The organism is Pseudomonas sp. SK3(2021) (assembly GCF_016772375.1).
Classification (GTDB): Bacteria; Pseudomonadota; Gammaproteobacteria; order Pseudomonadales; family Pseudomonadaceae; genus Aquipseudomonas; species Aquipseudomonas chlororaphis_I.
Genome location: NZ_CP061943.1, coordinates 3,973,229 through 3,999,832, shown reverse-complemented (window position 1 = coordinate 3,999,832; position 26,604 = coordinate 3,973,229). Strand labels below are relative to the sequence as shown.

Annotated in this window: 10 protein-coding genes; 3 read left to right on the top strand and 7 right to left on the bottom strand. The window is 64.7% G+C overall.

The features are described from left to right. Complete coding sequence (locus IF690_RS17535; protein WP_202696688.1) at positions 1-1,398, top strand: TolC family outer membrane protein; 1,398 nt, start codon at positions 1-3, stop codon at positions 1,396-1,398. 573 nt (positions 1,399-1,971) lie between these two features. Further along, on the top strand, positions 1,972-2,688 hold the full coding sequence (locus tag IF690_RS17530) for a response regulator transcription factor (protein ID WP_202696687.1): 717 nt from the start codon (positions 1,972-1,974) through the stop codon (positions 2,686-2,688). A gap of 218 nt (positions 2,689-2,906) precedes the next feature. Here the strand turns inward: IF690_RS17530 and IF690_RS17525 are convergent, their stop codons facing one another. The 7 genes from IF690_RS17525 to IF690_RS17495 all read right to left on the bottom strand — a co-directional run bounded on the left by IF690_RS17525 (position 2,907) and on the right by IF690_RS17495 (position 19,320). Further along, positions 2,907-9,407, bottom strand: a complete 6,501-nt coding sequence (locus IF690_RS17525) for a T1SS-143 repeat domain-containing protein (RefSeq protein WP_202696686.1) — start codon at positions 9,405-9,407, stop codon at positions 2,907-2,909. Positions 9,408-9,734: 327 nt separating this feature from the next. Beyond that, on the bottom strand, positions 9,735-13,964 hold the full coding sequence (locus tag IF690_RS17520; protein ID WP_202696685.1) for a T1SS-143 repeat domain-containing protein: 4,230 nt from the start codon (positions 13,962-13,964) through the stop codon (positions 9,735-9,737). 176 nt (positions 13,965-14,140) lie between these two features. After that, positions 14,141-14,605: a VOC family protein gene (locus IF690_RS17515; protein ID WP_202696684.1), complete on the bottom strand. Its 465-nt coding sequence runs from the start codon at positions 14,603-14,605 to the stop codon at positions 14,141-14,143. Between the two features lie 340 nt (positions 14,606-14,945). Then, positions 14,946-15,971: an IS110 family RNA-guided transposase gene (locus IF690_RS17510; protein WP_202696683.1), complete on the bottom strand. Its 1,026-nt coding sequence runs from the start codon at positions 15,969-15,971 to the stop codon at positions 14,946-14,948. Between the two features lie 327 nt (positions 15,972-16,298). Continuing rightward, entirely contained in the window at positions 16,299-16,805 is a 507-nt protein-coding gene (locus IF690_RS17505; RefSeq protein ID WP_202696682.1) for a hypothetical protein, read from the bottom strand. Positions 16,806-17,000: 195 nt separating this feature from the next. Continuing rightward, the gene (gene adeC / locus IF690_RS17500; protein WP_202696681.1) at positions 17,001-18,443 is read right to left on the bottom strand and encodes an AdeC/AdeK/OprM family multidrug efflux complex outer membrane factor; all 1,443 of its coding nucleotides are present in this window, start codon (positions 18,441-18,443) and stop codon (positions 17,001-17,003) included. A 70-nt stretch (positions 18,444-18,513) separates the two neighbouring features. Continuing rightward, positions 18,514-19,320, bottom strand: a complete 807-nt coding sequence (locus IF690_RS17495) for a helix-turn-helix transcriptional regulator (RefSeq protein ID WP_202696680.1) — start codon at positions 19,318-19,320, stop codon at positions 18,514-18,516. 682 nt (positions 19,321-20,002) lie between these two features. Between IF690_RS17495 and IF690_RS17490 the strand changes: the two genes are divergently transcribed. Further along, a complete protein-coding gene (locus IF690_RS17490; RefSeq protein WP_202696679.1) occupies positions 20,003-26,437 on the top strand; it encodes a non-ribosomal peptide synthetase in 6,435 nt (2,144 codons plus the stop codon). The last annotated feature ends 167 nt before the right edge of the window (positions 26,438-26,604 follow it).

The following is a 26,604-nucleotide window of genomic DNA, read 5'->3' as shown; positions in this document are numbered from 1 at the left end:
GTGGGAGCGCCGTCAGTTCTGCTAGGGAGTGCATTCATGCTGGCAGCGGGGGCCGCCTTGGCGCAAACCGCTGCGGTCACGTCGAGCGGGGTCAATGCCTCGACCTATTCCACCGACCTCATGCAGTTGTATCGCGAGGCGCGGCTGGAAGATCCACAGATCCTGGCCTCCTATGCACAAGCGCAAGCGGGCCAGGAACATCAACGCGAGGCCCTGGGGGCGCTGTTGCCGCAACTGTCGCTGAATGCCGGGACGAACCGGATCCACCAGGAAAACGACGTGATACAGGAGCGCAGTTTCGATAGCGAAAGCTACAGCCTGGTGCTGCGCCAGTACCTCTACAACAAGGCCGCATGGGAGAACTACCAGAAGTTCAAGAGCCTGGCCAAGCAGTCCGAATCCGAGGCGCTGGACATCCAGGCCGAGGCCACGGTGGAACTGGCGCGGCGCTACTTCACCGCGCTGGCGGCCGAGGATGAGCTGGAACTGGTGCGGGCGGAGCGTCGAACCACGCAAAAGAGCCTGGACCGGGTCAATGCGTTGTACGCAAAGCAGCTGGCATTGGTGACCGACCAGCTCGACCTCAAGGCCCGGGTGGACCTGCTCGCGGCCCAGGAACTGGACGCCCGCAACCAGGCCCGCATCAGTCGCGAGGCGCTGGCGGAGATCGTCGGCCGGCCGGTCAAGGAGAAGCTCAACCGGATTCGCAATGACGCGCAACTGCGGGTGTCGGCGCAGAGCCTGGAGTCCTGGGTGCGCGATGGCATGGAGTTGAACCCGACGCTCAAGGCCAGCGAGAGCGGCGCCGAAGCCGCCAACGCAGCGTTGCGCAGCGGCAAGGGCGGGCACTATCCGACGGTGAGCCTGAACCTCAGCGCGCAACAGACCAACGAGGGCTACAACAATACCCTGGCGCCACGCACCGACAGCTATGTCGCCGGCATCGGCGTCCAGGTGCCGCTGTACAGCGGCGGCTCGACCTCGGCGCGGGTTCGTGGGCTCTACCAGGACCAGCTGGTCGCCGAGCAGCAGCTGGAAGCGATCCGGCGCCGGGTGGTCAAGGAAATCACCAGCGCCTACCTGACCGCCAATTCGAACGGCGAAAAGATCGACGCCAGCCGTTCGGCCCTGGCCTCGGCCCAGCTGTCCCGGGTGGCGGCGGAGAAGGGGCTGAGCTACGGCATGGTCAATGCCGTCGATGTACTGACCAGCGTGCGCAACGAATTCCGCGCCCGGCGCGACTTGCTCAAGACGCAATACGAGTTCCTCAGTAACGTCTTCACCCTCAATCGCTGGGCCGGCAAACCGCCGGTGGAAAGTGTCGAGAATGTGAATGCCTGGCTCAGCCCCGGTAGCGCCGGCCAGGCCATGGGCGTGGGCATCGAGGACCAGGAGTAAGGCACCGGGGGCATTTCTGGCCCGGCTGGCGAATCGCTTGCGCAGGGGATCGGCGTTGAGCCGCTGATTTCATGGCACTGCCGGCTTCGTCAGTATATTGACGCGCTCGTTACGCACTGACTTATCCACGCGCCACTCGTCTGTTAATTGACGAGCCTGGTCGGACCCGACTCTGCCCGCAGGTCGCCCGCAGCGAGCCTAAGACCTTGATTTGCGGGGGGGCAGGGTGCCTCGGGGGAGCATCGACCAGGGCATCCGCCCCCGGCCTGGGTCGAAGACCGACGGATGGGTTGGCGGGCAGCACAGTGGGCTGGCCTAGACTCAATTGAGGGCTCGCGGACGCCCTGCGGTACATGCAAGCTATTGATAGTTATTCTTATTTATGCTGTTTCGATAGCGTTGCCAGCTTCGGGAAAACTCCGCAATTTCTGCCTGTACCCCGGCTCGCCAAGACCCGGGCGGGCACTTTCAGAGCCTGTCGGCGCTCGCATCCATCCTTCAAGAGCGAGTGGTCGATCAAGGAAGGCCAACGCGTATGAAGGTCATCGTTTTTCAAAGGGAGGCAGGAAGATCATGCCAGACCATAAAAAAACGATACGCGTGATGCTGATCGATTGCCGTCCCCTCGTGCTCATGGGGCTTCATGATTTGATCAATGCGAGGAAGCCCCGGATGGCGGTGAGTGGCGAGGCCACCACCTACACCACGGCGCTGGACCTTGCCGATCAGCTGCGTCCCAATGTGATTTTTTTCAGTTTCTTTCCGGATGCGCTGAACCCGCTGGAGGTCGTCGCAGGGCTGACCCGCCGCCCGGATATCAAACTGCTGGTGCTCAAGGGCCTGTACGAATCCGTCCCGGTTGCCCAGGCGATCGAGGCCGGCGCGCGCGGCATCGTGCTGGCGGAAGACCCGACGGAATCGATCGTCCGGGCCATCATCAAGGTCCACCATTACGACGTCGGCCTGGACAGGGCCTGGTCCGGTGGGCTTTCCGGCTATGCCGCGAGCAGGCATGTCCCCTTGCGATGCAACCTGGAGCAGGCGAAACAGGCGCGGCTGACGCTGCGCGAGCGGGAGCTGATTCGCGCCATCGTCGGCGACCCGTCCGCCAAATACATGAGTATCGCCGAGCGCCTGGGCATCAGTGAGCACACCGTGCACAACCACCTCAGCAACATCTATCAGAAGCTCAACCTGATCAACCGCATCGACTTGCTGATGTATGCGCTCAAGCACGGGCTCACCGACGACGAAGAGCCGCCCGACTCCGCGTGGGTGCAACTGAAATGAGTTGATCAAGGCAAGGCAGCCCTGTGGCTGACCTTGTCGGTGGCCAGGCTGTCCTGGTCGAGGCTGATGCCGTTCTCGTCGTTTCCTGCCCCCTGCATGAGCCTTGGCTGCCTGGGCGTTTGCCGCGGATGCGAGTGGGGGAATTCCGCGCGGTAGCGGCAAAAAAAGCGAGGGTGGTTTCCGGGCCACCCTCGCATCGGTTCGCATGCGCGAACGTTTCAGACGCTGCCCATCACAATGTCGGTATTGAGCAGATCGACCCCAAGCAGGGTGATGGTCGTCAGCTGTCCGCCGGTCTCGGCCACCGTCACGATGCTGTCGGCGCCGGTGTTGTCGATCGACTGCACGACGGCGCCCGGGTCGCCAATGAGCACCACTGCATCGCGCTGGCCTGCTCCGGCATCGAAGCCGCTGACCTGGTACTGGTTCTCGGCGACCGACAGGTCGATGTTGAAGGCATCCCGCTCACCCGTGGTGCCCACCAGACTGAAGTCGAACAGTGCGTCGGCCGGGTCGTTGGCGAACAGGTTGGCGTCGAACGCGCTGGTTGCGGTGTCGCCGTCCTTGTCCGTGATTGTGGCGTTGAACGCCAGTTGGATATCGTTGGCCAGGCTCTCGGTCTCGTGGGTGAACACGATCGTCGGGATCTTGATATCGCCCCGGGCCATGATCAGCTGAACCGCATCGATCAGCGATGTGGCCGACTTCTCGACGGTGAAGGACACCTGCCCACCGGCCTCCGGAGTCAGGGTGTTGACCTCGATCAGGTTGGAGAAGGTGCCATCTTCGTAGAAGACCCTGTAGTACAGGTCCTCGGTTGCCGTGTTGTAGCCGCCCACGGAGTTGTCGATAAACACCTTCATGCTCGTCAGCAGGCTCTCCGGATTGACCACGAAGCTTTCATCGGCCGCGCCGATCGCCGCCAGGTTGTCGCCCTGGAGCAGGTTGTTGGCGATGCCGATGCCGGCCGTGCTGACGTTCAAGGCCGCCGAGCCGATGTAGGACGGCAGCGGGTTGGTCTGCAACTGCGCTTCGGTAGGGTCGGGCGCTCCGAGCCCGATGCCGGTCTGGATACTGTTCGCGCCGCTTGGCGGAGCCAGCGGGTTGGCGCCGAAGAACACGATGTCCTCGCTACCGATGGTCAGCGTGCGCACCGGGTCCGGGCCACCGGCATCCAGCGCGCCATCGGCACTGCTGAGGACGACGATCGAACGGAAGCCTTCTTCCAGGTCCAGGGCATAGGTGCCGTTGGCGTAGGCGCTCAGGGTGTAGTGCACGGTGGTATCGGCGGTGGCCGCGTTGTTGTCGAAGTCACCGGTCAGGGTTCCGGCGAACTGGTAGGCGCCATTGCCATCCGGTGACGGCGACTGCTCGACCAGCGTACCGGTGCCGGTGGTGGTCGTGTCGTCCGGCCGGACCAGGGTGAACTGGCCGTTCACCAGCGAGATGTCCAGGCCGGCCGCTCCCAGCCCGTCGGCGCCAGGCCCCATGTTCCAGTAGCCTTGTTGCGCCAGCTGGGTGCCGGTGCCGATCAGGTTGCCGAAGGCGAGGGTCGGGGTGTCGTCATCGACGGTGATCACCAGTTTCTCGGCCGCGGCGGTGACTGTATCGCCGTCCTTGTCGGTGGCCTGCAGCAGGGTGCCCAGGTTGATCGTGAGATCGTTCTCGTCGTTGCCCGCCGCGTGATCCAGGGGCTGCAGCAGGGTGAAGGTGTAGGCACCCGCAACCGTCAGGCTCAGGGTGAACACGTCAGTCGCGCCAGCCTTGGCGGTCAGGGTGTTGCCCAGCACGCTGTAGACCAGTGCCACCCCACCGGAACTCAGGGCTGGCAAGCCGCTGGTGTTACTCGACAAGGAGTACGTCAGCGGTACGTCGGCCCCGGACTGGAAGATCCCGGTGACACTGCCGCTGGCCACGGTGGCTTCGCCGGCCACGTCGCCGACACCGCCGGCAATACCGTTGGCCAGGCCGTCTTCGTCGACGGTGCCGGTCACGGCGGTGCCATTCGCGGTGGGTGTGTCGTCATCGACGGTGATCACCAGTTTTTCGGGCGCAGCCGTGACTGTATCGCCGTCCTTGTCGGTGGCTTGCAGCAGGCTGCCCAGGTTAATGGTGATGTCGTTTTCATCGTTACCGGCAGCATGGTCCAGCGGTTGCAGCAAGGTGAAGCTGTAGGCACCGGCAGCGCTGAGGCTGAAGGTGAACACATCGACGGCGCCCGCCTTGGCGGTCAGGGTATCGCCCAGCACGCTGTAGACCAGCGCGACTCCGCCCGAACTCAGGACAGGCAGACCGCTGGTGTCGCTCGACAGGCTATAGCTCAGCGGTACGTCGGCGCCCGACTGGAAGATACCGGTCACATTGCCGCTGACGCTGGTGACCTCGCCAGGCACGTCGCCGACACCGCCAGCAATACCGTTGGCCAGACCATCCTCGTCGACGGTTCCGGCCTCAGCGGCTCCATTCGCGGTGGGGGTGTCGTCATCGACGGTGATCACCAGTTTTTCGGCGGCTGCGGTCACTGTGTCGCCATCTTTATCCGTGGCCTGCAACAGCGTGCCCAAGTTGATGGTGATGTCGTTTTCATCATTGCCGGCGGCATGGTCCAGGGGTTGCAGCAAGGTGAAGCTGTAGGCACCGGCAGCGCTAAGGCTGAAGGTGAATACATCGACGGCACCCGCCTTGGCGGTCAGGGTATCGCCCAGCACGCTGTAGACCAGCGCCACCCCACCGGAACTCAGGACAGGCAGACCGCTGGTATCGCTCGACAAGGAGTAGGTCAGCGGCACATCGGCTCCCGACTGGAAGATGCCGGTGACGTTGCCATTGGCCACGGTGGCTTCGCCGGGCACATCACCGACACCTCCGGCAATACCGTTGGCCAGGCCGTCCTCGTCGACGGTTCCAGTCGCGGCGGTCCCGGTTGCCGTTGGCGTGTCGTCATCGACGGTGATCACCAGTTTCTCGGGCGCAGCCGTGACCGTATCGCCGTCCTTGTCGGTGGCCTGCAGCAGGCTGCCCAGGTTGATCGTGATGTCGTTTTCATCGTTACCAGCTGGATGATCCAGCGGCTGGAGCAGGGTGAAGCTGTAGGCACCGGCAGCGCTAAGGCTGAAGGTGAATACATCGACTGCGCCGGCCTTGGCGGTCAGGGTATCGCCGGCAACGCTATAGACCAGCGCGACTCCGCCCGAACTCAGGGCAGGCAGGCCGCTGATATCGCTCGACAAGCTATAGCTCAGCGGCACATCGGCTCCGGACTGGAAGATGCCGGTGACGTTGCCATTGGCGGCGGTGGCTTCGCCGGGTACGTCGCCGACGCCACCGGCGATACCGTTGGCCAGGCCGTCCTCGTCGACGGTGCCAGCCTCGGCGGCTCCGGTTGCCGTCGGCGTGTCGTCATCGACCGTGATCACCAGTTTTTCTGCCGCAGCCGTCACCGTATCGCCGTCCTTGTCGGTGGCTTGCAGTAGGCTACCCAGATTAAGGGTGATGTCGTTTTCATCGTTACCGGCTGGATGATCCAGCGGTTGCAGCAAGGTGAAGCTATAGGCACCGGCAGCGCTGAGGCTGAAGGTGAACACATCGACGGCGCCCGCCTTGGCGGTCAGGGTATCGCCCAGCACGCTGTAGACCAGCGCCACCCCACCGGAACTCAGGACAGGCAGACCGCTGGTGTCGCTCGACAAGCTATAAGTCAGTGGCACGTCAGCCCCGGACTGGAAGATCCCGGTGACGCTGCCATTGGCGGTGGTGGTTTCGCCGGGTACGTCGCCGACGCCACCGGCGATGCCGTTGGCCAGGCCGTCTTCATCGACGGTGCCGGCCTCGGCGGCTCCGGTTGCCGTCGGCGTGTCGTCATCGACCGTGATCACCAGTTTTTCTGCCGCAGCCGTCACCGTGTCGCCGTCCTTGTCGGTGGCCTGGAGCAGGCTGCCCAGGTTGATCGTGATGTCGTTTTCATTGTTGCCCGCCGGATGATCCAGCGGCTGGAGCAAGGTGAAGCTGTAGGCCCCCGCGGCGCTAAGGCTGAAGGTGAATACATCGGTCGTGCCGGCCTTGGCGGTCAGGGTGTCACCCGCGACGCTGTAGACCAGCGCCACTCCACCGGAACTCAGGGCAGGCAGGCCGCTGGTATCGCTCGACAAGCTATAGCTCAGCGGCACGTCGGCCCCGGACTGGAAGATGCCGGTGACGTTGCCATTGGCGGCGGTGGCTTCGCCGGGTACGTCGCCGACACCGCCGGCGATGCCGTTGGCCAGGCCGTCTTCATCGACGGTGCCGGTCTCGGCGGCTCCGGTTGCCGTTGGTGTGTCGTCATCGACCGTGATCACCAGTTTTTCGGGCGCAGCCGTGACCGTGTCGCCATCCTTGTCGGTGGCTTGCAGCAGGCTGCCCAGGTTAATGGTGATGTCGTTTTCATCGTTACCGGCGGCATGGTCCAGGGGCTGCAGCAAGGTGAAGCTGTAGGCACCGGCAGCGCTGAGGCTGAAGGTGAACACATCGACGGCGCCAGCCTTGGCGGTCAGGGTATCGCCCAGCACGCTGTAGACCAGCGCCACCCCACCGGAACTCAGGACAGGCAGACCGCTGGTATCGCTCGACAAGGAGTAGGTCAGCGGCACATCGGCTCCCGACTGGAAGATGCCGGTGACGTTGCCATTGGCCACGGTGGCTTCGCCGGGCACATCACCGACACCTCCGGCAATACCGTTGGCCAGGCCGTCCTCGTCGACGGTTCCAGTCGCGGCGGTCCCGGTTGCCGTTGGCGTGTCGTCATCGACGGTGATCACCAGTTTTTCGGCCGCAGCCGTCACCGTATCGCCGTCTTTGTCGGTGGCCTTCAGCAAGGTACCGAGGTTAATAGCGATGTCGTTTTCATCGTTACCGGCTGGGTGATCCAGCGGTTGCAGCAGGGTGAAACTATAGGCCCCCGCGGCGCTAAGGCTGAAGGTAAACACATCGACGGCACCCGCCTTGGCGGTCAGGGTGTCGCCCAGCACGCTGTAGACCAGCGCGACTCCGCCCGAACTCAGGGCTGGCAGGCCGCTGGTGTCGCTCGACAAGGAGTAGGTCAGCGGCACATCGGCTCCCGACTGGAAGATGCCGGTGACGCTGCCATTGGCGGCGGTGGCTTCGCCGGGTACGTCGCCGACACCGCCGGCAATACCGTTGGCCAGACCATCTTCATCGACGGTTCCGGCCTCGGCGGTTCCGGCTGCGGCCGGTCCGTCGTCTTCGAAGATCATCTTCGAGCCGATTTCGGCGGTGCTGGTAGAGGCTTGGCGCAGGGTGAAACCACCGATATCGAAGTCGGCGTGGTTATCGCCCTTGGCGTCCAGGGCTGCGCCGTTCTCGATCAGCACGCGGTTGTGGTCCGCGGTGGTGGTGTATTCGATCTGATAGCCGGCCTTGACGCCAGTGATGGTGGCCACTGCGCCCGTAAAGCTGATGGTAATGCTCGGATCGTTCACCGATCCGTCGGAGTTCTCGATCACCAGCCCGGTGCTTTTGTTGATCACGCGGACATTGGAGATGGCCACCGACGCATCGTTCGCATAGCCGTTGATGAAATTCACCCCAGGTTCGGCCGCGGTGCTGAAGGCACTGATCTTGACCACCGCGCTCTTGCCGCCTTGCAGCTGCACGACATCGAAACTGGCCGACTTCGTATTAAAGACCGCGGTGAAGTCGATGTTGGATTCCACGTCCGCTTCGTTCTGGTCCAGGTTGGGCACGGTCACGTTTTGCCGGGCGCCGGTGACGAACGAAATGCGAATGCCTTCCTGCTCGACAATCATCTGGTTGTTGGTGCCCAGGGTAGTCGGGCCGCCGCCCTGGCTGGTATTGACCGTGTCGCCAGTGTTTATGTTCGCGCCGCTCGACTGGTCTGCCGGGTCTTTACCGGTGGCGATCAGCGTCGGATTGGTGATCCGCAGCACTCCCCCGTCGTCGACCACCGTCGGGTTGGCCGTGGTGAACATCAGGAACAGGTTCTGCCCGGAAGGCGCGTTGGCCAGGCTGAACGTCAGGTCCTGGCTGGCGCCGATAAACACCTTGTTCAGCAGGTTGAGGGCATCGTCCGGGTTGCTCGCGTCCGGGTGCTTGAGCGGTTGGTATTCCACGGTCCAGAGCTTGCCGCCGCTGACCGGCGACCCGGTTTCCTCGATATAGCCGGCGAACACGATCGCGCCGGCAGGGCCGCCGGCCCGGCCCAGAACGATGTTGTTATTGTCCGTATCCGTATAGAGAAGGATGCTGGTGCCGTCGAGGGTGTCCAGGCCGCTGTCCAGGCCGTCGAGCGGCGCGCCGAGGCTGTCGGTGAACTTGATATCGGTCACGTTGGTGCCGGGCGCCAGGGTGAAGGCATTGCTGCCGGTGTTGCCCACGGCACCGGTGTAGCCACTCAGGGCGGCATCCGTCGCGGTACCGGCGCCGAGGGCGGTCAGGCGGGTGGCGAAGGCCGAGGGCAGGGCGGCGAGCAGGATGTCATTGTCGTCGGCGTCGCCTGCAGGGCTCGGCGTGGCGGTGGCGTTTTGCAACCCGGTGGTTTCGTCCAGGGTCACGCTCGCGCCGTCGACCAGAATGAGCGGCGTGCTGCTGGCCTGGGCGGTGCTGACGGCCAGCGTGTCGTCGCTGGAGAAGACGGGGTAGAGAGCGGTACTGGTATCAGCGGTCAGGTCGTTCGTAGGGGGGGTGTTTTTTTTTGTGGTAGTCATGACGTTCTCCTGGGCCATTCCAGTCGTTGAGGCCGCAGCTGGGCCCCCTGTTGGCAGATACGACAACTATGGAGAGGCCACGCCGGTTGCGCATTGGCCGATACTCCCAGGCTGGATGGGAGTTTCAGCCTATGCGGCAGGGGACGCGGGACGAGGCGAAACAGCGATCGCGCAAAGGACCCAGAGGTCTGCTGGGAGCCGGCGACAGGCCGTCGCCGAGCGGTTCGACGGGCGGCTTGAGCGTCCGCCGCGGCGCTTGTATCGGCGCGCAAAAAAAAGCGAGGGTGGTTTCCAGGCCACCCTCGCTTGGGTTTGACGCGCCAGGTTTTAGACGCTGCCTATCACGATGTCGGTATTGAGCAGGTCGACCCCAAGCAGGGTGATGGTCGTCAGTTGCCCGCCGGTCTCGGCCACCGTCACGATGCTGTCGGCGCCGGTGTTGTCGATCGACTGCACGACGGCGCCCGGGTCACCAATAAGTACCACTGCATCGCGCTGGCCTGCTCCGGCATCGAAGCCACTGACCTGGTACTGGTTCTCGGCGACCGACAGGTCGATGTTGAAGGCATCCCGCTCACCCGTGGTGCCCACCAGACTGAAGTCGAACAGTGCGTCGGCCGGGTCGTTGGCGAACAGGTTGGCGTCGAACGCACTGGTTGCGGTGTCGCCGTCCTTGTCCGTGATCGTGGCGTTGAACGCCAGCTGGATATCGCTGGCCAGGCTCTGGGTTTCCTGGATGAACTGGATCACCGGGACCTTGATCGTACCCTTGCCCATGGTGAGCTGGACCGCGTCGATCAGGTGGCTGCCATCCCACTGGATGGTGAAGGATTTCTGGCCACCGGCCTCTGCGTGCAGGTCGGCGGCCTGCACCTTGATGGGCGCGCCCGAGGTTGTGCCGTCTTCGTAGTAGGCCGTGTAGTACAGCTCTTCCGTGGCCGGGTCGTAGCCTTGTACCGAGTTGTCGATAAAGATCTTCATGGCCGTCAACAGCGTTTCGGGGTTGACCACGAAGCTCTCGTCACCGGCATTGATGCCCGCCGTGTTGTTGCCCTCCAGGTTGTTGTTGGCGATACCGATGCCCGAGGTGCTGACGTTCATGGCCGCCGAGCCGATGAACGACGGCAGCGGGTTGGTCTGCAGTTGCGCCTCGGTGGGGTCGGGCGCTCCGAGCCCGATGCCGGTGAGGATGCTGTTCGGACCGGTCTGTGGCGCCAGCGGATCGGCGCCGAAGAACACCACCTCTTCGCTACCGATGGTCAGTGTGCGCACGGGGTCCGGGCCACCGGCATCCAGCGAGCCGTCGGCACTGCTGAGGACGACGATCGAACGGAAGCCTTCTTCCAGGTCCAGGGCATAGGTGCCGTTGGCATAGGCGCTCAGGGTGTAGTGGATGGTGGTATCGGCGGTGGCCGCGTTGTTGTCGAAGTCACCGGTCAGGGTTCCGGCGAACTGGTAGGCGCCATTGCCATCCGGTGACGGCGACTGCTCGACCAGCGTACCGGTGCCGGTGGTGGTCGTGTCGTCCGGCCGGACCAGGGTGAACTGGCCGTTCACCAGCGAGATGTCCAGGCCGGCCGCTCCCAGCCCGTCGGCGCCAGGCCCCATGTTCCAGTAGCCTTGTTGCGCCAGCTGGGTGCCGGTGCCGATCAGGTTGCCGAAGGCGAGGGTCGGGGTGTCGTCATCGACGGTGATCACCAGTTTCTCGGCCGCGGCGGTGACTGTATCGCCGTCCTTGTCGGTGGCCTGCAGCAGGGTGCCCAGGTTGATCGTGAGATCGTTCTCGTCGTTGCCCGCCGCGTGATCCAGGGGCTGCAGCAGGGTGAAGGTGTAGGCACCCGCTACCGTCAGGCTCAGGGTGAACACATCAGTCGCGCCGGCCTTGGCGGTCAGGGTGTTGCCCAGGACGCTGTAGGTCAGCGCCACCCCAGCGGAAGTCAGGGCTGGCAAGCCGCTGGTGTTACTCGACAAGCTATAAGTCAGCGGTACATCGGCCCCGGACTGGAAGATGCCGGTGACGTTGCCATTGGCGGTGGTGGCTTCGCCGGGTACGTCGCCGACGCCACCGGCAATACCGTTGGCCAGGCCGTCTTCGTCGACGGTGCCAGCCTCGGCGGCTCCATTCGCGGTGGGTGTGTCGTCATCGACCGTGATCACCAGTTTCTCGGGCGCAGCCGTGACCGTGTCGCCATCCTTGTCGGTGGCTTGCAGCAGGCTGCCCAGGTTAATGGTGATGTCGTTTTCATCGTTACCGGCAGCATGGTCCAGGGGTTGCAGCAGGGTGAAGCTGTAGGCACCCGCCGCACTGAGGCTGAAGGTGAATACATCGACCGCGCCGGCCTTGGCGGTGAGGGTGTCACCGGCAACGTTATAGACCAGCGCTACTCCGCCCGAACTCAAGGCCGGCAAGCCGCTGGTGTCACTCGACAAGGAATAATTCAGCAGCCCATCGGCCCCCGACTGGAAGATGCCGGTGACGCTGCCATTGGCCGTCGTTGCTTCGCCGGCCACGTCACCGACACCACCGGCAATACCGTTGGCCAGGCCATCCTCGTCGACGGTTCCAGTCGCGGCGGTCCCGGTTGCCGTTGGCGTGTCGTCATCGACGGTGATCACCAGTTTCTCGGGCGCAGCCGTGACCGTATCGCCGTCCTTGTCGGTGGCCTGGAGCAGGCTGCCCAGGTTGATCGCGATGTCGTTTTCATTGTTGCCCGCCGGATGATCCAGCGGCTGGAGCAAGGTGAAGCTGTAGGCCCCCGCGGCGCTAAGGCTGAAGGTGAATACATCGGTCGTGCCGGCCTTGGCAGTCAGAGTGTCACCCGCGACGCTGTAGACCAGCGCCACTCCACCGGAACTCAGGGCAGGCAGGCCGCTGGTATCGCTCGACAAGCTATAGCTCAGCGGCACGTCGACCCCGGACTGGAAGATGCCGGTGACGCTGCCATTGGCTGTCGTTGCTTCGCCGGCCACGTCGCCGATACCGCCGGCAATGCCATTGGCCAGGCCGTCTTCATCGACGGTGCCAGCCACGGGGGTTCCCGTCGCTGCCGGCCCATCGTCCTCGAAGATCATCTTCGAGCCGATCTCGGCGGTCGTGGTGGTGGCCTGGAGCAGGGTGAAGCCGCCGATGTCGAAGTCGGCGTGGTTATTGCCCTTGGCGTCCAGGGCTGCGCCGTTCTCGATCAGTACGCGGTTGTGGTCCGAGGTGGTGGTGTATTCGATCTGGTAGCCGGCCTTGACGCCGGTGACAGTCGCAACCCCGCTGGCAAAGCTGATGCTGATGGCCGGATCATTCACCGAGCCGTCCGAGTTCTCGAGCACTTGCCCGGTGGCGTTGTTGATCACGCGAACATTAGTGATTGCCACCGACGTATCGTTCGCATAGCCGTTGACGAAATCTGCGCCGCTTTCGACCGCAGTGTTGAAGGCACTGATCTTGACCACCGCACTCTTGCCGCTTTGCAGTTGCACCACATCGAAATTGGCGGCCTTGGCATTAAACATCGCGGTGAAGTCGATGTTGGCTTCGACGTCCGCTTCGTTCTGGTCCAGGTTGGGAATGGTCACGTCCTGCCGGGCGCCGGTGACGAAGGTAAAACGAATGCCTTCCTGTTCCGTGATCATCTGGTTGTTGGTGCCGAAGGTGGTCGGGCCACCTGCCTGGCTGGTGTTGATGGTGTCGCCGGTGTTGATGTTGACGCCCGCTGACTGGTCGGCGGGGTCCTTGCCGGTGGCGATGATCGTCGGATCGCTGATCCGCAAGACACCCGCGTCGTCCACCACTGTCGGGTTGGCCTTGGTGAACATCAGGAACAGGTTCTGCCCGGAAGGCGCGTTGGCCAGGCTGAATGTCAGGTCCTGGCTGGCACCGATGAACACCTTGTTCAGCAGGTTGAGGGCATCGTCCGGGTTGCTCGCGTCCGGGTGCTTGAGCGGCTGGTATTCCACGGTCCAGAGCTTGCCGCCCGACAGCGGCGATCCGGTTTCCTCGATATAGCCGGCGAACACGATTGCGCCGTCAGGGCCGCCGGCCCGGCCGAGGACGATGTTGTTGTTGGTATCGGTATAGAGAAGGATGTCGATGCCATCGAGGGTGTCCAGGCCGCTGTCCAGGCCGTCGAGCGGCGCGCCCAGGCTGTCGGTGAAGCTGACATCGGTAATGGTTCCGCCGGGTGCCGGGTTGAGGGTGAAGGCATTGCTGCCGGTGTTGCCCACGGCACCGGTGTAGCCACTCAGGGCGGCATCCGTCGCGGTACCGGCGCCAAGGGCGGTCAAGCGGGCAGCGAAGGCCGAGGGCAGGGCGGCCAGCAGGATGTCATTGTCGTCGGCGTCGCCTGCGGGGTTCGGCGTGGCGGTAGCGTTTTGCAACCCGGCGGTTTCGTCCAGCGCAACGTTGACGCCGGTCGCCACCACGAGCGGATCGCCATTCGCCAGGGTGGTGATGCTCAGTGTGTCGTCACTGGTGATGCTCAGTGTGTCGTCACTGGGGAAGACGGGGTACAGATCGGTAGAGGTATCAGCGGTCAGGTCGTTGGTGGGGGATTGGGGGGTGGTCATGACAGGCTCCTCGGCAGTTCTACTAGTTGTGGGGGCCGCACTTGGGCCCCTCTGCTGGCAGATGTCACAACTATGGGGAGGCCGCGCAGCTTGCGCATTGGCCGATACTCCCAGGCGGCCTGGGAGTTTCAGCCTATGCGGCGGGGGAAAACGGGAGAGCGCTGGCGCCTGTTGCCTTATCTGTCCTCGGCGAATGCTTCTTCGATGAAGGCCTCCAGTTCTGCCTCTTCAAGCAGCTCGATGGAAAAATGCCCGAAGCGCTTCGGTAGCCAGAGGATGCGTGTGCCGCTGGGGGACTGCAGATTGTCGCGCGACAGGGGGTTGCCGTTCTCGTCTTCCGGCTGCACACCCGCGGCCATCAACTCGTCGTAGGCGGCCTCGATGTCCGGGGTGCAATAGCAATGACGGTAGATCGTGCCTTCGCCGTTGCTGTCCATCAGCGCCTTGAGATTGCCGGCAAAGGGTTGCACCAGCATCAGGCGCTCCGTGCCAAACATGACGATCGCATAACGCACATGCAGACCGTCACGCTGCCAATCCAGGGTCCTGGAAATCCTTGCGCTGAAGACCCGGGCGTAATACGCACACGCTTGCTCGAGGTCTTTGACGAGCACATCCACATGGCTGAACGTTAATTTCAATGGCTTCTCCTTTTTCCCTGGGGCGATTCGTGTATCGCAGGTCTGGGTAGGCTACCCATTGGCTGCCTCGGGATGCACAAAAATCTATGGTCACCCCCGTTTTTGCAATACTGATCAATGGGTGAAGTGGTTGGCTTGCTTAAATCTATCCGGCGTCTGTTTGGGGGCATGCCCCGCGCCACGATGAGAGTCGCGCCTGACGATCCTGAAAAATGCCTCGGCTTCTGAAGCCGATTTTTGTGCCAGGTTCTTCGTCAGGCCGGTGGGCCGTTCACGTCATCCGTTGTTCAGCTATCGCAAAACCTGAAGGGTGCTTCGTGGTGCTGCAACAACCGCAGGGTCAGGCGCTCAGCGCGCCTGGCCCTGCTTCATACTGCGTATGGTGGGCCGCTAGCGCCCACGCGATCCGCGCCAGCTTGTTAGCCAAAGCACAGGCCACCACGTTCGAGTGGCGTCGCGTCAGCATTGAGCGTACCCAGTCGGCCAAACGGCCGCGCTGGTAGTCCAGCCTTTGCAGGTAGACCCGCGCACACTGCACCAGTAATTGCCGCAGGTGCTTGTCACCGCGCTTGCTGATGCCGAGCAAATTCGCCTTGCCACCGGTGCTGTACTGTCTGGGCACCAGACCCACAGATGCTGCGAAGTCGCGACTGCACTTGTACTGCTGGCCGTCGCCCATTTCCACCGCCAGCAGGCTGGCGGTGATCGGCCCGACACACGGCAGGCTCAGCAGGCGACTGCCCAGATCATCGGCGGCCAGCTGGCCTGCCAGCTCTTTATCCAGTTCCTTGACCTGCTCATCCAGGTAAGCGAAGTGATCGTGCAGGCGTTGCAACTGCCCGGTGAGCCGAACCGGCAACTCATGCTCGGCCAAGATACTCGCCAAACGTTTCATGATCGCCAGACCTTTGGGCAGGCTGATACCAAACTCCAGCAGGAAACCGTGCATCTGATTGGCGGCTTTGGTGCGGTCGTGCACCAGCGATTCGCGCAGGCGGTGCAGAACGGAAAGGGTCTGCTGCGCCTCGGTTTTAGGCGTAACAAAGCGCATCGATGGGCGCGAGGCCGCTTCGCAAATGGCCTCGGCGTCGACGAAGTCGTTTTTGTTGCCCTTGACGAAGGGCCGGACGAACTGCGGAGAAATCAGTTTGGCCTGATGCCCCATGGCGATCAGCTGACGAGCGACAAAATGCGCGCCGGCACATGCCTCCATCACCACGGTGCAAGCCGGCAGATTGCCGAAGAACTGCATCATCTGTGGACGCGAGAGCTTCTTGTGAAACACCTCTCGGCCCGCAGTGTCCTGGCCGTGCAGGTGGAAACTGTGCTTGCCGAGATCGATTCCGATCAGCGCTGACTCGCTCATGAGGATGGCCTCCGAAAACAAAACACCCTGCGAAAGCGTAGCCCTCGCAGGGTGTGGGGGTGACCATCTCATTAAAGCCACTCGTGAGAGTAATGCCGATCAGTTAAGCGATTGGCTCGACTGTAGGAGCGAGCTTGCTCGCGAAAAACGTCAACGATAACGCGTACTGCCTGGTTTAACGCGCTGTGCTGGAGTTCTTCGCGAGCAAGCTCGCTCCTACAAAAAGCCTTAACTGATCGGCATTAACTCGTGAGAGTGGCTTTTTTTGTGCTCAAGACCTGGCCCCGCAACCAGACAGCCTTGCCGCAGGATGCTCGAAGCCTCGGCTCAAGGTTTTGGCGGTGGGGTAAAAGTGCCTGGGCAATAGGCTGCTTTTCCGTAGTTCTGGGTTTTCTTGACGATTTCGCTCAGGTCCGCTGTGCTGTTGAAGTCATAAGCATAGATCCCCTGCTCGGGGTCGAAGAAGAACAGGTTGGTGGTGTTCTTGTAGATGCCCATCGCATGTCCGCCGCCGGCCACACTGTGGCCCTCGGCGGACACGAAGATGAAGTTCCCGGCCTTCAGGGCCTTCAGCGAATCCGCGGTGGTCGGCACCGGGTTGAACGGGTCGAAACTTGAAGTGGGCAGCAGCATGGGGGGCAGCAGGAAAACGAACGTCTCTCCATCTTCCACCTGATCCTGCAGATCATCGCATTGCTGTGGTGTCAGCTTCATGGCCTGGGCCAGGCCAGAGTTATCGATGGCCGCCAGCCACTTCATCACGGCCGCCTCGCAGACCCCGTGGGGGTGCCGGTCGGTTCTGTTGACCCATTTGACTAATAGTTTTCCGCTCATGACCGCTCCTTGGCGATGCCTCTGTCCAGTTGTCCGGTGCGTTGAATGCATGGCTCGCCGCAGGCGCGACGAAGTCCAGGTTGCTTCAGCCGTTGCCAACAGCCTGTTGAGGTATAGATCGGCTTTTTTGCCTTAACAAGAAGCGCACGACAGCGGTGCGATGACCGGTATCGTGGCTCGGTCCGCGCGCGGCTGTCAGGGCGTGTGTCGCGCCAACGCCGGGTTCGACTGCGCGTTCCAGGAGCCGCCCAGCGCCGTGTACAGGTTGACCTCGGCGATCAGTTGCGCCAGCCGGTCGTTGATCAACCCCTGTTGCGCGCTGAACAGCGAGCGTTGCGCGTCAAGGAATACCAGGTTGCTGTCGACGCCGGTGCGGTAGCGGTGTTCCGCCATCCGGTAATAGTCCTGGGTGGCCTCCACCAGGCTGCGCTGGGCGTCGAGCTGGTCGCTGTAGGTCTGGCGCGCGGCAAGGCCGTCGGCGACTTCCTGGAAGGCAGTCTGGATCGACTTTTGGTACTGCGCGACGCTGATGTCCTTCTGCAGCTTCGCGTAGTCGAGGCTGGCCCGCAGGCTGCCGGCATTGAAGATCGGCAGGTTGATCTGCGGCTGGAAGGCCCAGCTGCCGGAGCCGCCCTTGAACAGCCCGGCCAGTTCCAGGCTGGAGGTGCCGGCGCTGGCCGTCAGGCTGACGCTGGGGAAGAAGGCGGCGCGCGCCGCGCCGATATTGGCGTTGGCGGCCTTGAGCTGGTACTCGGCCTGGAGGATGTCCGGGCGGCGTTGCAACAGGTCCGAGGGCAACCCGGCCGGGACCTGGGCGATCAGGTCGCTGGCCAGCGGCCGGGCCGGCAACGAATCGGCGACCTGGCTGCCCACCAGCAGGGTCAGGTTGTTGAGGTCCTGGGCCACCTGGCGCTGGTAGCGGGCCAGGTTGGCGCGGGCGGTTTCGACGCTGGTCCGGGCCTGGCTCACATCCAGGGCCGAGACCTTGCCCGCATCAAAGCTGCGGCTGGTCAGGCGCAGGCTTTCTTCGTCGGCGACCAGGGTCTTGGCGGTCAGCGCCAGCAGTTCCTGGTCGGCGCGCCAGGTCAGGTAGGCACTGGCGACGTTCGCCACCAGGCTGAGCTGGGCGCTGCGCCGGGCTTGCTCGGTGGCCAGGTAGCTCATCATGGTCTGCTCCGTGAGGCTGCGCACCCGGCCGAAGAAGTCCAGTTCATAGGCGCTGACCCCCAGGGTCGCCGAGTAGGACGACTTGATCGCCGCCTTGCCGGTGCCGGTCATATCCCCCGGCACGCGCTGGCGCGAGCCGGCGGCGGTGGCGGACACCGCGGGAAACAGGTCGGCGCGCTGGATCCGGTACTGGGCCTGGAAGGCTTCGACGTTCAAGGCCGCGACGCGCAGGTCGCGGTTGTTGACCAGGGCACTGCGGATCAGCGTTTGCAGCTGCGGGTCGTGGAACAGGCTTTGCCAGTCCGCTCCCGGTTCTCCAGGTCGGCTGGCCTGGGTGGCCGCCGTTGCATAGCCCGGGCCTTGCGGGTACTGGGACCCAACCGGTGCCGCGGGCTGCCGGTAGTCCGGTATCAGCGAGCAGCCGCCCAGCACCAACGCCAGGCTCACCAGGGACAGCGGGGACTTACTCATTGAACAGCCTCATCTACAAAAGCCGCGGCGGCGTCGCCCGGGGCGGGTTGAAAAGCGTGCAGGGCGCAGCTCAGGCACCGACCATCCATTTCGCCAGGCCGTGCCGGCCGCTGACCCCGAGCTTGGCGGCGGCGCGCTTGAGGTAGGTTTCCACCGAGCTGTTCTTGACGCTGAGGCGCTCGGCCATTTCCGGCACCGTGCCGCCGGTCAGCAGGCCCAGGCAGACCTCTTTCTCCCGCGCCGACAAGGTGATGTCGCCCAGGCACAGCCGCTCGTTGAATTCCCGTTGCAGCGGCGATTGCTCGACGGCCGCCAGCGGGCGGTCGGGCGCGTGGCCAAGGTTTTTCTGGCAGGCCTGGCAGTTGATCTGGGCATGGCGCTCCACCAGCGGCAGCAGGGTTTGCGACAGGCTCTTGAGAAACGACAGCTCGGCCAGGGAAAAGGGCCGTTGCGCAGGCGGGCGCAGGAAGGTGATGACACAGCGACGATTGGCTTTGCGTGACACCAGATGGCACTGGTGGGAGAGGTAGCGCGGGTGTTTGCTGGTGGTCTGGGCGTTCATCTGGATCAGCAGCGAATCGTTCATTTCGATCATCTTTTCCAGCAGCGGATGATCGTCCTGGTCCCGCGCGGGTCGGGTGGGCGGCACTACCTCTTCGAGCCCGGCGCTGCCCAGCGGCCTGATCTCGAGAATGCTCGCCTGGCGCTCGTCGAGGTTCCATTCGGCGAGCTCGACCCGTTGTACAGGCACCAGCTTGTCCACCAGATGCAGCATCTTCGCTGTAAAGAGTCGATTGCCGGTGCTGGAAATCAGTTCCCCCAATTCGTTGTAGAAATGCGCACTGTCTATGTTTCGAATACTGCTGGTCAGACTCATATCCCTATCATCCCTGATGTAGACAGATCGTCGAACGGTTGGAGTGACGGCCACCACCCGTCCTTGCAACGAATGTCCCTGGCCGAGATTTTTCATTTAATCGCGCGGGTTTACCCAGCGTCTGTAGCTGAAAGCGGGGACACAACCTGCCATAAAAACCGCGCTGTCAATTTGCCGCATTTCGCCTCGAAGGGCGGTTTTGCCAGGGCTGCGGATGGCCTGGCTGTTAGGATAATTCTTTGATATTCATCAGATTTATCTGAGCGGGCGCTTGTTTTCACCTTCAGCGCCGTCCGGAACCTGTGGTGGATTTCCTACACGCTTTTAAGTCTTTGAATCGGGAATTTTTAGCTAGTACGTGCGCGCAGACCGCTCCCGGAGCTGACGGCAAGTCAATTCTCGACTACCCGTTCAGCCCGGCCCGAGCCGATGGGCGCGGGCATGGCTGTCCGGGTTTCAAGTGACATACAAGTCGCCAGGGCGATGGTTAAATCCGTGGATGCCTGCGATTACAGGCGCCGCCGGGCTCTGCTCAGGGCGTGGTTCAAGGTATGGACACCTCACATGAGAAGGATCTTATGAAGCTTTTTTTCGCAGCCGCCCCAGGCGCGTTTGTCGCGATCGAGAACCCATGCCGCCAGACCGGCCGTTCGACGGCCGCGTGTATCCGGGAGGGCCGGCCATGACCCCGTCCAAGGTTGCGCCGCCGGCCTTTGCCCTGACCGCCGCCCAGCGCGATATCTGGCTCGACCAGCTGAGCCGCGGCGATTCGCCGCTGTACAACATCGGCGGTTACGTCGAACTCTCCGGGCCTTTCAGCGCCGAGCTGGTCCGCCAGGCCATCGAGCTGCTGGTGGGCAAGCACGATGCCCTGCGCACTGTGCTGCTGCCCGACGCCGGTAGCGACGGCCTGCCTTTGCAGTGCTTCGCCCAGAGCATGCCGGTCGAGGTGCCGCTGGAGGACCTCAGTGCCCACCCCGAGCCGCTGGCGGCCGCCCAGGCCCTGATCCGGCAACGCATGGAGCAGCCGTACCGCTTCGATGGCGGCCCGCTGTTCCGGTTTTTCCTGGTGCGCCTGGATGCCCGCCATCACCTGCTGGGCACCCAGGCCCACCACCTGATTCTCGACGGCTGGGGCTTTGGCCAGATGCTGCAATCGCTGGGCGGGATCTACAGTGCGCTGCAGGCCGGGCGCCGCCCCGAGCTGTCGGCGCCGTCCTATGTCGAGTTCATTCGCGACGATGCGCGCTACCACGACTCGCCGCGTTACCTGCGCGACCGGGCGTACTGGCAGGACAAGTACCGCACGCTGCCCGAGCCGCTGCTGATGCCGCGTTATCGCGAGCGCTTCGCCAGGGAGGCCGCGGCGAGCGGCGACGCCCCGAGCAACCATCTGCTGCAGCCGTTCCCCACGCATCTGCATGAGCGCATGAAGCAGTGGGCGAGAACCTGCCAGGCTTCGGCGTTTCATGTGTTGCTGGCGGCGCTGTACGTGTATTTCACCCGCACCGCGCAGCGCGATGAGTGGGTGGTGGGGGTGCCGATCCTCAACCGCTCCAATGCCCGTTTCAAAAACACCCTGGGGCTGTTCACCCAGGTCAGCGCGGTGCGTTTCCGCTTCAGCCAGGACTTGCCGTTCGGCGAGCTGGTGCGGGCGGTGCGCGATGTGCTCAAGCAGGATTTCCGTCACCAGCGCTTCCCGCTGAGCGAGCTGAACCGCTCCCTCGGCCTGCTGCGCGAGGACCGCGGGCAGTTGTTCGACCTGTCGCTGTCCTACGAGCAGGACGACCACGATTACCGCTATGGCGAGGCGCTGGGGCATTCGGTCAAGGTCTGCAACGGGCACGAGCCGCAACCCCTGGCCATCCACCTGCGCAGCAACAGCTACAACGACAAGGCGTGGATGCATTACCTCTACAACGAGGCGTATTTCCAGGGCGGGGAAATCGAGGCCCTGGCCGAGCGCCTGATACAGGTGCTGGAGCAGGGGCTGGCCGACCCCTGCTTGCCGATCGCCGGGTTCTCGCTGCTCGGCGCCCGCGACACGGCCTTGTTGCAAGCGTGGAACGCCAGCGGCCCGGCGCCGGCCTGCAGCCAACCGTTGCATGCCCGTATCGAAGCCCAGGCGGCCGCGCGGCCCCAGGCATTGGCGGCGGTCTGCCTGGGGCAGTCGCTGACCTACGCCGAGTTGAACCGGCGGGCCAACGCCTTGGCCCATCACCTGCGGTCGCTGGGCGTGCAGCCCGATGACCGGGTGGCCGTCGTCGCCCGCCGTGGCCTCGACACCCTGGCCGGGTTGCTGGCGATCCTCAAGGCCGGGGCCGCCTATGTGCCGATCGACCCGGCCCATCCGGCCGAACGCCTGGACTATCTGCTGCAGGACAGCGCGCCGCTGGCGGTGCTGACCCAGGCTGAGTTGCTGGCGCGCCTGCCGGCCCTGGGCGTGCCGCTGATCGACCTCGATACCTTCGACTGGCAGGAGCAGCCAGAGACCAACCCGCAAGTGTCCGGGCTGACCCCGGCGCACCTGGCCTATGTGATCTACACCTCCGGCTCCACCGGCTTGCCCAAGGGGGTAATGGTCGAGCACCGGACCCTGGCCAACCTGGTGGACTGGCACTGTTCGGCCTTCGACCTGGGGCCGGGCGGCCAGGCCAGCAGCCTCGCCGGTTTCGGCTTCGACGCCATGGCCTGGGAAGTCTGGCCGGCCCTGTGCAGCGGCGCGACCCTGCACCTGGCGCCGGCCCACGACGGCAACGAAGACATCGAGGCGCTGCTCGACTGGTGGCGCGCCCAGCCGCTGGACGTGAGCTTTCTGCCAACCCCGGTGGCCGAGTACGCCTTCAACCAGCGCCGGGGCCATCCGACCCTGCGCACCTTGCTGATTGGCGGCGATCGCCTGCGCCAGTTCGCCGAGGAGCCGGGGTTTGCCGTGATCAACAACTACGGCCCGACCGAAGCCACGGTGGTCGCCACCTCCGGGCGAGTCGCGGTCGGCCAGGGCCTGCATATCGGCCGGCCCATCGACCACACCCGGGTCTATCTGCTGGACGAGCAGCGGCGCCCGGTGCCGGTGGGCGTGGCGGGCGAGCTGTATGTGGCGGGCGCCGGGGTGGCGCGAGGGTACCTGAACCGTCCCGAATTGACCGCCGAACGTTTCCTCGATGATCCGTTCAGCGATGAGCCGGTCATTGCAGGGCAACGCGCGCGCATGTACCGCACCGGCGACCTGGCGCGCTGGCAGGCGGACGGCACGCTCGAATACCTGGGGCGTAACGACGACCAGGTGAAGATCCGCGGCATGCGCATCGAACCGGGGGAGATCGAAAGTGCCCTGGCGGCCGTGAGCGGCGTGCAGGACGCCGTGGTCCAGGCCCGCGACGGGCGCCTGCTGGCGTATTTCACCGAGCGGTCCACCTCGACCTCGTCGCCGCCACTGGACATCAGCCAGCTGCACGCCCAGCTGCAAAGCCGCCTGCCGGACTACATGCTGCCCGCGGCCTATGTGCGGCTGGCGGCGCTGCCGCTGACCGCCAATGGCAAGCTCGACCGCCGGGCCTTGCCGGTGCCGGGGCAGGAGGCCTTTATCAGCCACGGCTACGAGGCGCCCCGGGACGCGCTGGAAACCCGGCTGGCAGCGATCTGGGCTTCACTGCTGCAGGTCGAGCGGGTCGGGCGCCAGGATCATTTCTTCGAGCTGGGCGGGCATTCGCTGCTGGCGGTGACCCTGGTGGAACGCATGCGCCAGGCCGGTTTGCAGGCCGATGTGCGGGTGCTGTTCGACCAGCCGACCCTGGCCAGCCTGGCGGCGGCGGTCGGCGGCACCCGGGAAGTCGAGGTGCCGGCCAACCGCATCGGCCCGGACTGCCCGCGCATCACCCCGGACAGGCTGGTGCTGGCGCGGCTGGATCAGGCGAGCATCGAGCACATTGTCGCCACGGTGCCCGGCGGCGTGGCCAATGTGCAGGAGATCTACCCCCTGGCGCCGTTGCAGGAAGGGCTGCTCTATCACCATCTGACCGAGGCGCGCGATCCCTACCAGCAGCACGCACTGTTCGCCTTCGACAGCCGGCAGCGCCTGGAGGCCTTTGCCCAGGCCCTGCAACAGGTGATCGCGCGGCACGACATCCTGCGCACCAGCCTGGTCTGGGACGGGCTGGAGCAACCCATGCAGGTGGTCTGGCGCCAGGCCCGGCTGCAACTCGAGGAAGTGCCGCTGGAGCCGCAGGCCGGCGATATCGCCGGGCAGTTGCGCGAACGCCTGGACCCACGCCTGCGTCCGCTGGACCTGGGCCGGGCGCCGATGATGGCCCTGGCCTACAGCGAAGACCCGCGGAACCGGCGCTGGGTCGGCATGCTGCGTTTTCATCATCTGGTCAACGATGCTACCTCCACCGGCGTGCTGCTGGAGGAAATCCACGCCCATCTGCTGGGGCGGGCAGGGCAGTTGCCGGAGGCGGTGCCTTATCGCCGTTATGTGGCACAGACCCGCCTGGGCAACCGCGACGAGGAACACCAAGCCTTCTTCCGCGAATGGCTGGCGGACGTCGACGAACCGAGCCTGGCCTTCGGCCGGCTGGAGCGCACGACCGCGGGTGACGCGCATGAAAAAGTCGAATGCCAGCTGACTCCGACCCTGGCCCGGCGCCTGCGCGGCCAGGCCCGGGCCCAGGGGGTGAGCGCGGCGAGCGTCTTCCACCTGGCCTGGGCCCAGGTCCTGGGGCGCTTGTGCGGGCGCGAGGATGTGGTGTTCGGCACGGTGCTGCTGGGGCGCTTGCAGGCCGGTGCCGGGGCGGATCGGGCCCTGGGCATGTTTATCAATACCTTGCCGCTGCGCCTCGACCTGGCCGGGCGGACGGCGGCGGATGCCGTCCGCGAAACCCACAAGCGCCTGAGCGCCTTGCTCGCCCACGAACACGCGCCGCTGGCGCTGGCCCAGCGCTGCAGTGGCGTGGCCGCGCCGACGCCGCTGTTCAACAGCCTGCTCAACTATCGCCATGGGCAGGCGGCGGATGGGCAGGACTTACTAGGCGATTTGCCGGGCATCCAGTGGCTCGGCAGCGAAGACATCCTCAGCTACCCGCTGATGCTGTCGGTGGACGACCTGGACGAGGGTTTCAAGCTGAGCGCCACGGCCCCTCGCAACCTCGGGCCGCAGCGCCTGCTGGACGCCCTGCAAACCGTGCTCGATGGCCTGGTGCAGACCCTGGAGCAAGCGCCCCGGATCGCGCTGCGCCAGCTGCCGGTATTGCCACCGGCCCAGTTGCAGCAGTTGCTGGTGGAGTTCAACGCCACCGAGGTCGATTACCTGCGCGAACAGACTTTGCACGGGCTGTTCGAGGCACAGGCGAGCCGCACGCCGGACGCCGTGGCCTTGCAGTTCGAGAACCGGCAATTGACCTATGCCCAGCTCAACCGGCGCGCCAATCGACTGGCCCATCACCTGCGCGAACTTGGCGTGCAACCCGATACCCGGGTCGGCATCTGTGTCGAGCGCAGCCTGGAGCTGGTGATCGGCCTGCTGGCGATTCTCAAGGCCGGCGGCGCCTATGTGCCGCTGGACCCGGGTTACCCGCAGGAGCGCCTCCACTACATGCTGCAAGACAGCGCGCCGCTGGCGGTGCTGGTGCACGGCGCGACCCGCGAGCGGCTGGCCGGGATACCGGCCGAGCTGATCGACTTCGAGCGCTGCGCCTGGCAGCAGCAACCCGCGGACGACCCGCAGGTGCCCGGGCTCAACGTCGGGCACCTGGCCTATGTGATCTACACCTCCGGCTCCACCGGCCTGCCCAAGGGCGTGATGATCGAGCACCGCGGCCTCGGCAACCTGATGCACTGGGGCTCGCTGATCTGCCCGGATGCGCGGCGCGGGGCGTTGTTGCAACGCGCGCCGTTCAGCTTCGACGCTTCGGTCTGGGAGCTGTTCTGGCCGCTGACCACGGGCATGCGCCTGGTGCTGGCGCGGCCCGACGGGCATCGCGAGCCGGCGTACCTGGCGCAGACCATTCGCGAGCAGGGCATCACGGTAATCCAGTTCGTCCCGGCGCTGCTCCAGCAGTTCCTCGAACTCGACGAGGTCAGCCAGTGCAGCAGCCTGACCGACGTGTTCAGCGGTGGCGGCGAGCTCACCGCGGCCATGGCCCGGCGCTTCCGGCAACTGTTGCCGCAGGCCCGGCTGCACAACGTCTACGGCCCCACCGAAGCCACGGTGAACAGCACCGCCTGGACCCTCGAACCCGGGGCGCCGGTGCCGGACATCCAGTTGCCGATCGGCCGGCCCATCGGCAATACCCGGCTCTACGTCCTGGACGATCACGACCAGCCGGTGCCCATGGGGGTCAGCGGCCACCTGTATATCGGCGGGGTGGGGGTGGCCCGGGGTTACCTGGGGTTGCCGCAGCTACAGGCCGAGCGTTTTATCGACAGCCCCTTCGTTGCCGGCGACCGCCTGTATCGCAGCGGCGACCTGGCGCGCTACCGCGCCGATGGCTGCCTGGAGTTCCTCGGGCGCAACGACTTCCAGGTCAAGCTGCGCGGCCTGCGGGTCGAGCTGGGGGAGATCGAGGCGCGCCTGGCCACGCATTCGGCGCTGCGCGAAGTGGTGGTGCTGATGCGCGACGAGCGCCTGGTGGCTTACTTCACCCTGCGCGACGCCGAGACGGCGCCGGGCATCGAAGGCCTGCGCGGGCATCTTCTGGCCCAGGTGCCGGAGTACATGGTGCCCTCGGCCTTCGTCCAGCTCGAGGCCCTGCCGCTGAGCCCCAACGGCAAGCTGGACCGCAAGGCCCTGCCTGTGCCCGGGCAAGACGCGGTGCTCAGCCGCAGCTTCGAGGCGCCCCAGGGCGAGGTGGAAACCGCCCTGGCGCAGATCTGGGCCGAGGTGCTGAAGATCGAGCGGGTGGGGCGCCATGACCACTTCTTCGAGCTCGGCGGGCATTCGTTGCTGGCGGTCAGCCTGGTGGCGCGCATGCGCCAGGCCGGGCTCAACGCCGACGCGCGGGTGCTGTTCAGCCAGCCGACCCTGGCGGAACTGGCGGCCAGGACCGTGGGCCATGTGCAGCGGTTGGCCATCCCGGCCACCACCATCCCGACCCTCAATCGCAAGCGCCGTCTCTGACCGCGAGACATTTCCCCAGACAACTGCCCCTACCGGAACGCGGCGGCCCGAGGGCCGCCGCTGTTGCTTGTGGCAAGCCCGGGGCCGCGGCCTCGGGCCTTGTCCCGGCTTCCTGTGTCAGACAGGCCCGAGCGGATGTTTTAGCTTTCCAGGCCTGCGGGGCAGCG

Excerpts from the sequence above, each read along its gene's own strand:
- IF690_RS17530 (WP_202696687.1), top strand. The coding sequence starts at position 1,972 with ATGCCAGACCATAAAAAAACGATACGCGTGATGCTGATCGATTGCCGT.
- IF690_RS17525 (WP_202696686.1), bottom strand. The coding sequence starts at position 9,407 with ATGACTACCACAAAAAAAAACACCCCCCCTACGAACGACCTGACCGCT.
- IF690_RS17520 (WP_202696685.1), bottom strand. The coding sequence starts at position 13,964 with ATGACCACCCCCCAATCCCCCACCAACGACCTGACCGCTGATACCTCT.
- IF690_RS17510 (WP_202696683.1), bottom strand. The coding sequence starts at position 15,971 with ATGAGCGAGTCAGCGCTGATCGGAATCGATCTCGGCAAGCACAGTTTC.
- IF690_RS17505 (WP_202696682.1), bottom strand. The coding sequence starts at position 16,805 with ATGAGCGGAAAACTATTAGTCAAATGGGTCAACAGAACCGACCGGCAC.
- adeC (WP_202696681.1), bottom strand. The coding sequence starts at position 18,443 with ATGAGTAAGTCCCCGCTGTCCCTGGTGAGCCTGGCGTTGGTGCTGGGC.
- IF690_RS17495 (WP_202696680.1), bottom strand. The coding sequence starts at position 19,320 with ATGAGTCTGACCAGCAGTATTCGAAACATAGACAGTGCGCATTTCTAC.
- IF690_RS17490 (WP_202696679.1), top strand. The coding sequence starts at position 20,003 with ATGACCCCGTCCAAGGTTGCGCCGCCGGCCTTTGCCCTGACCGCCGCC.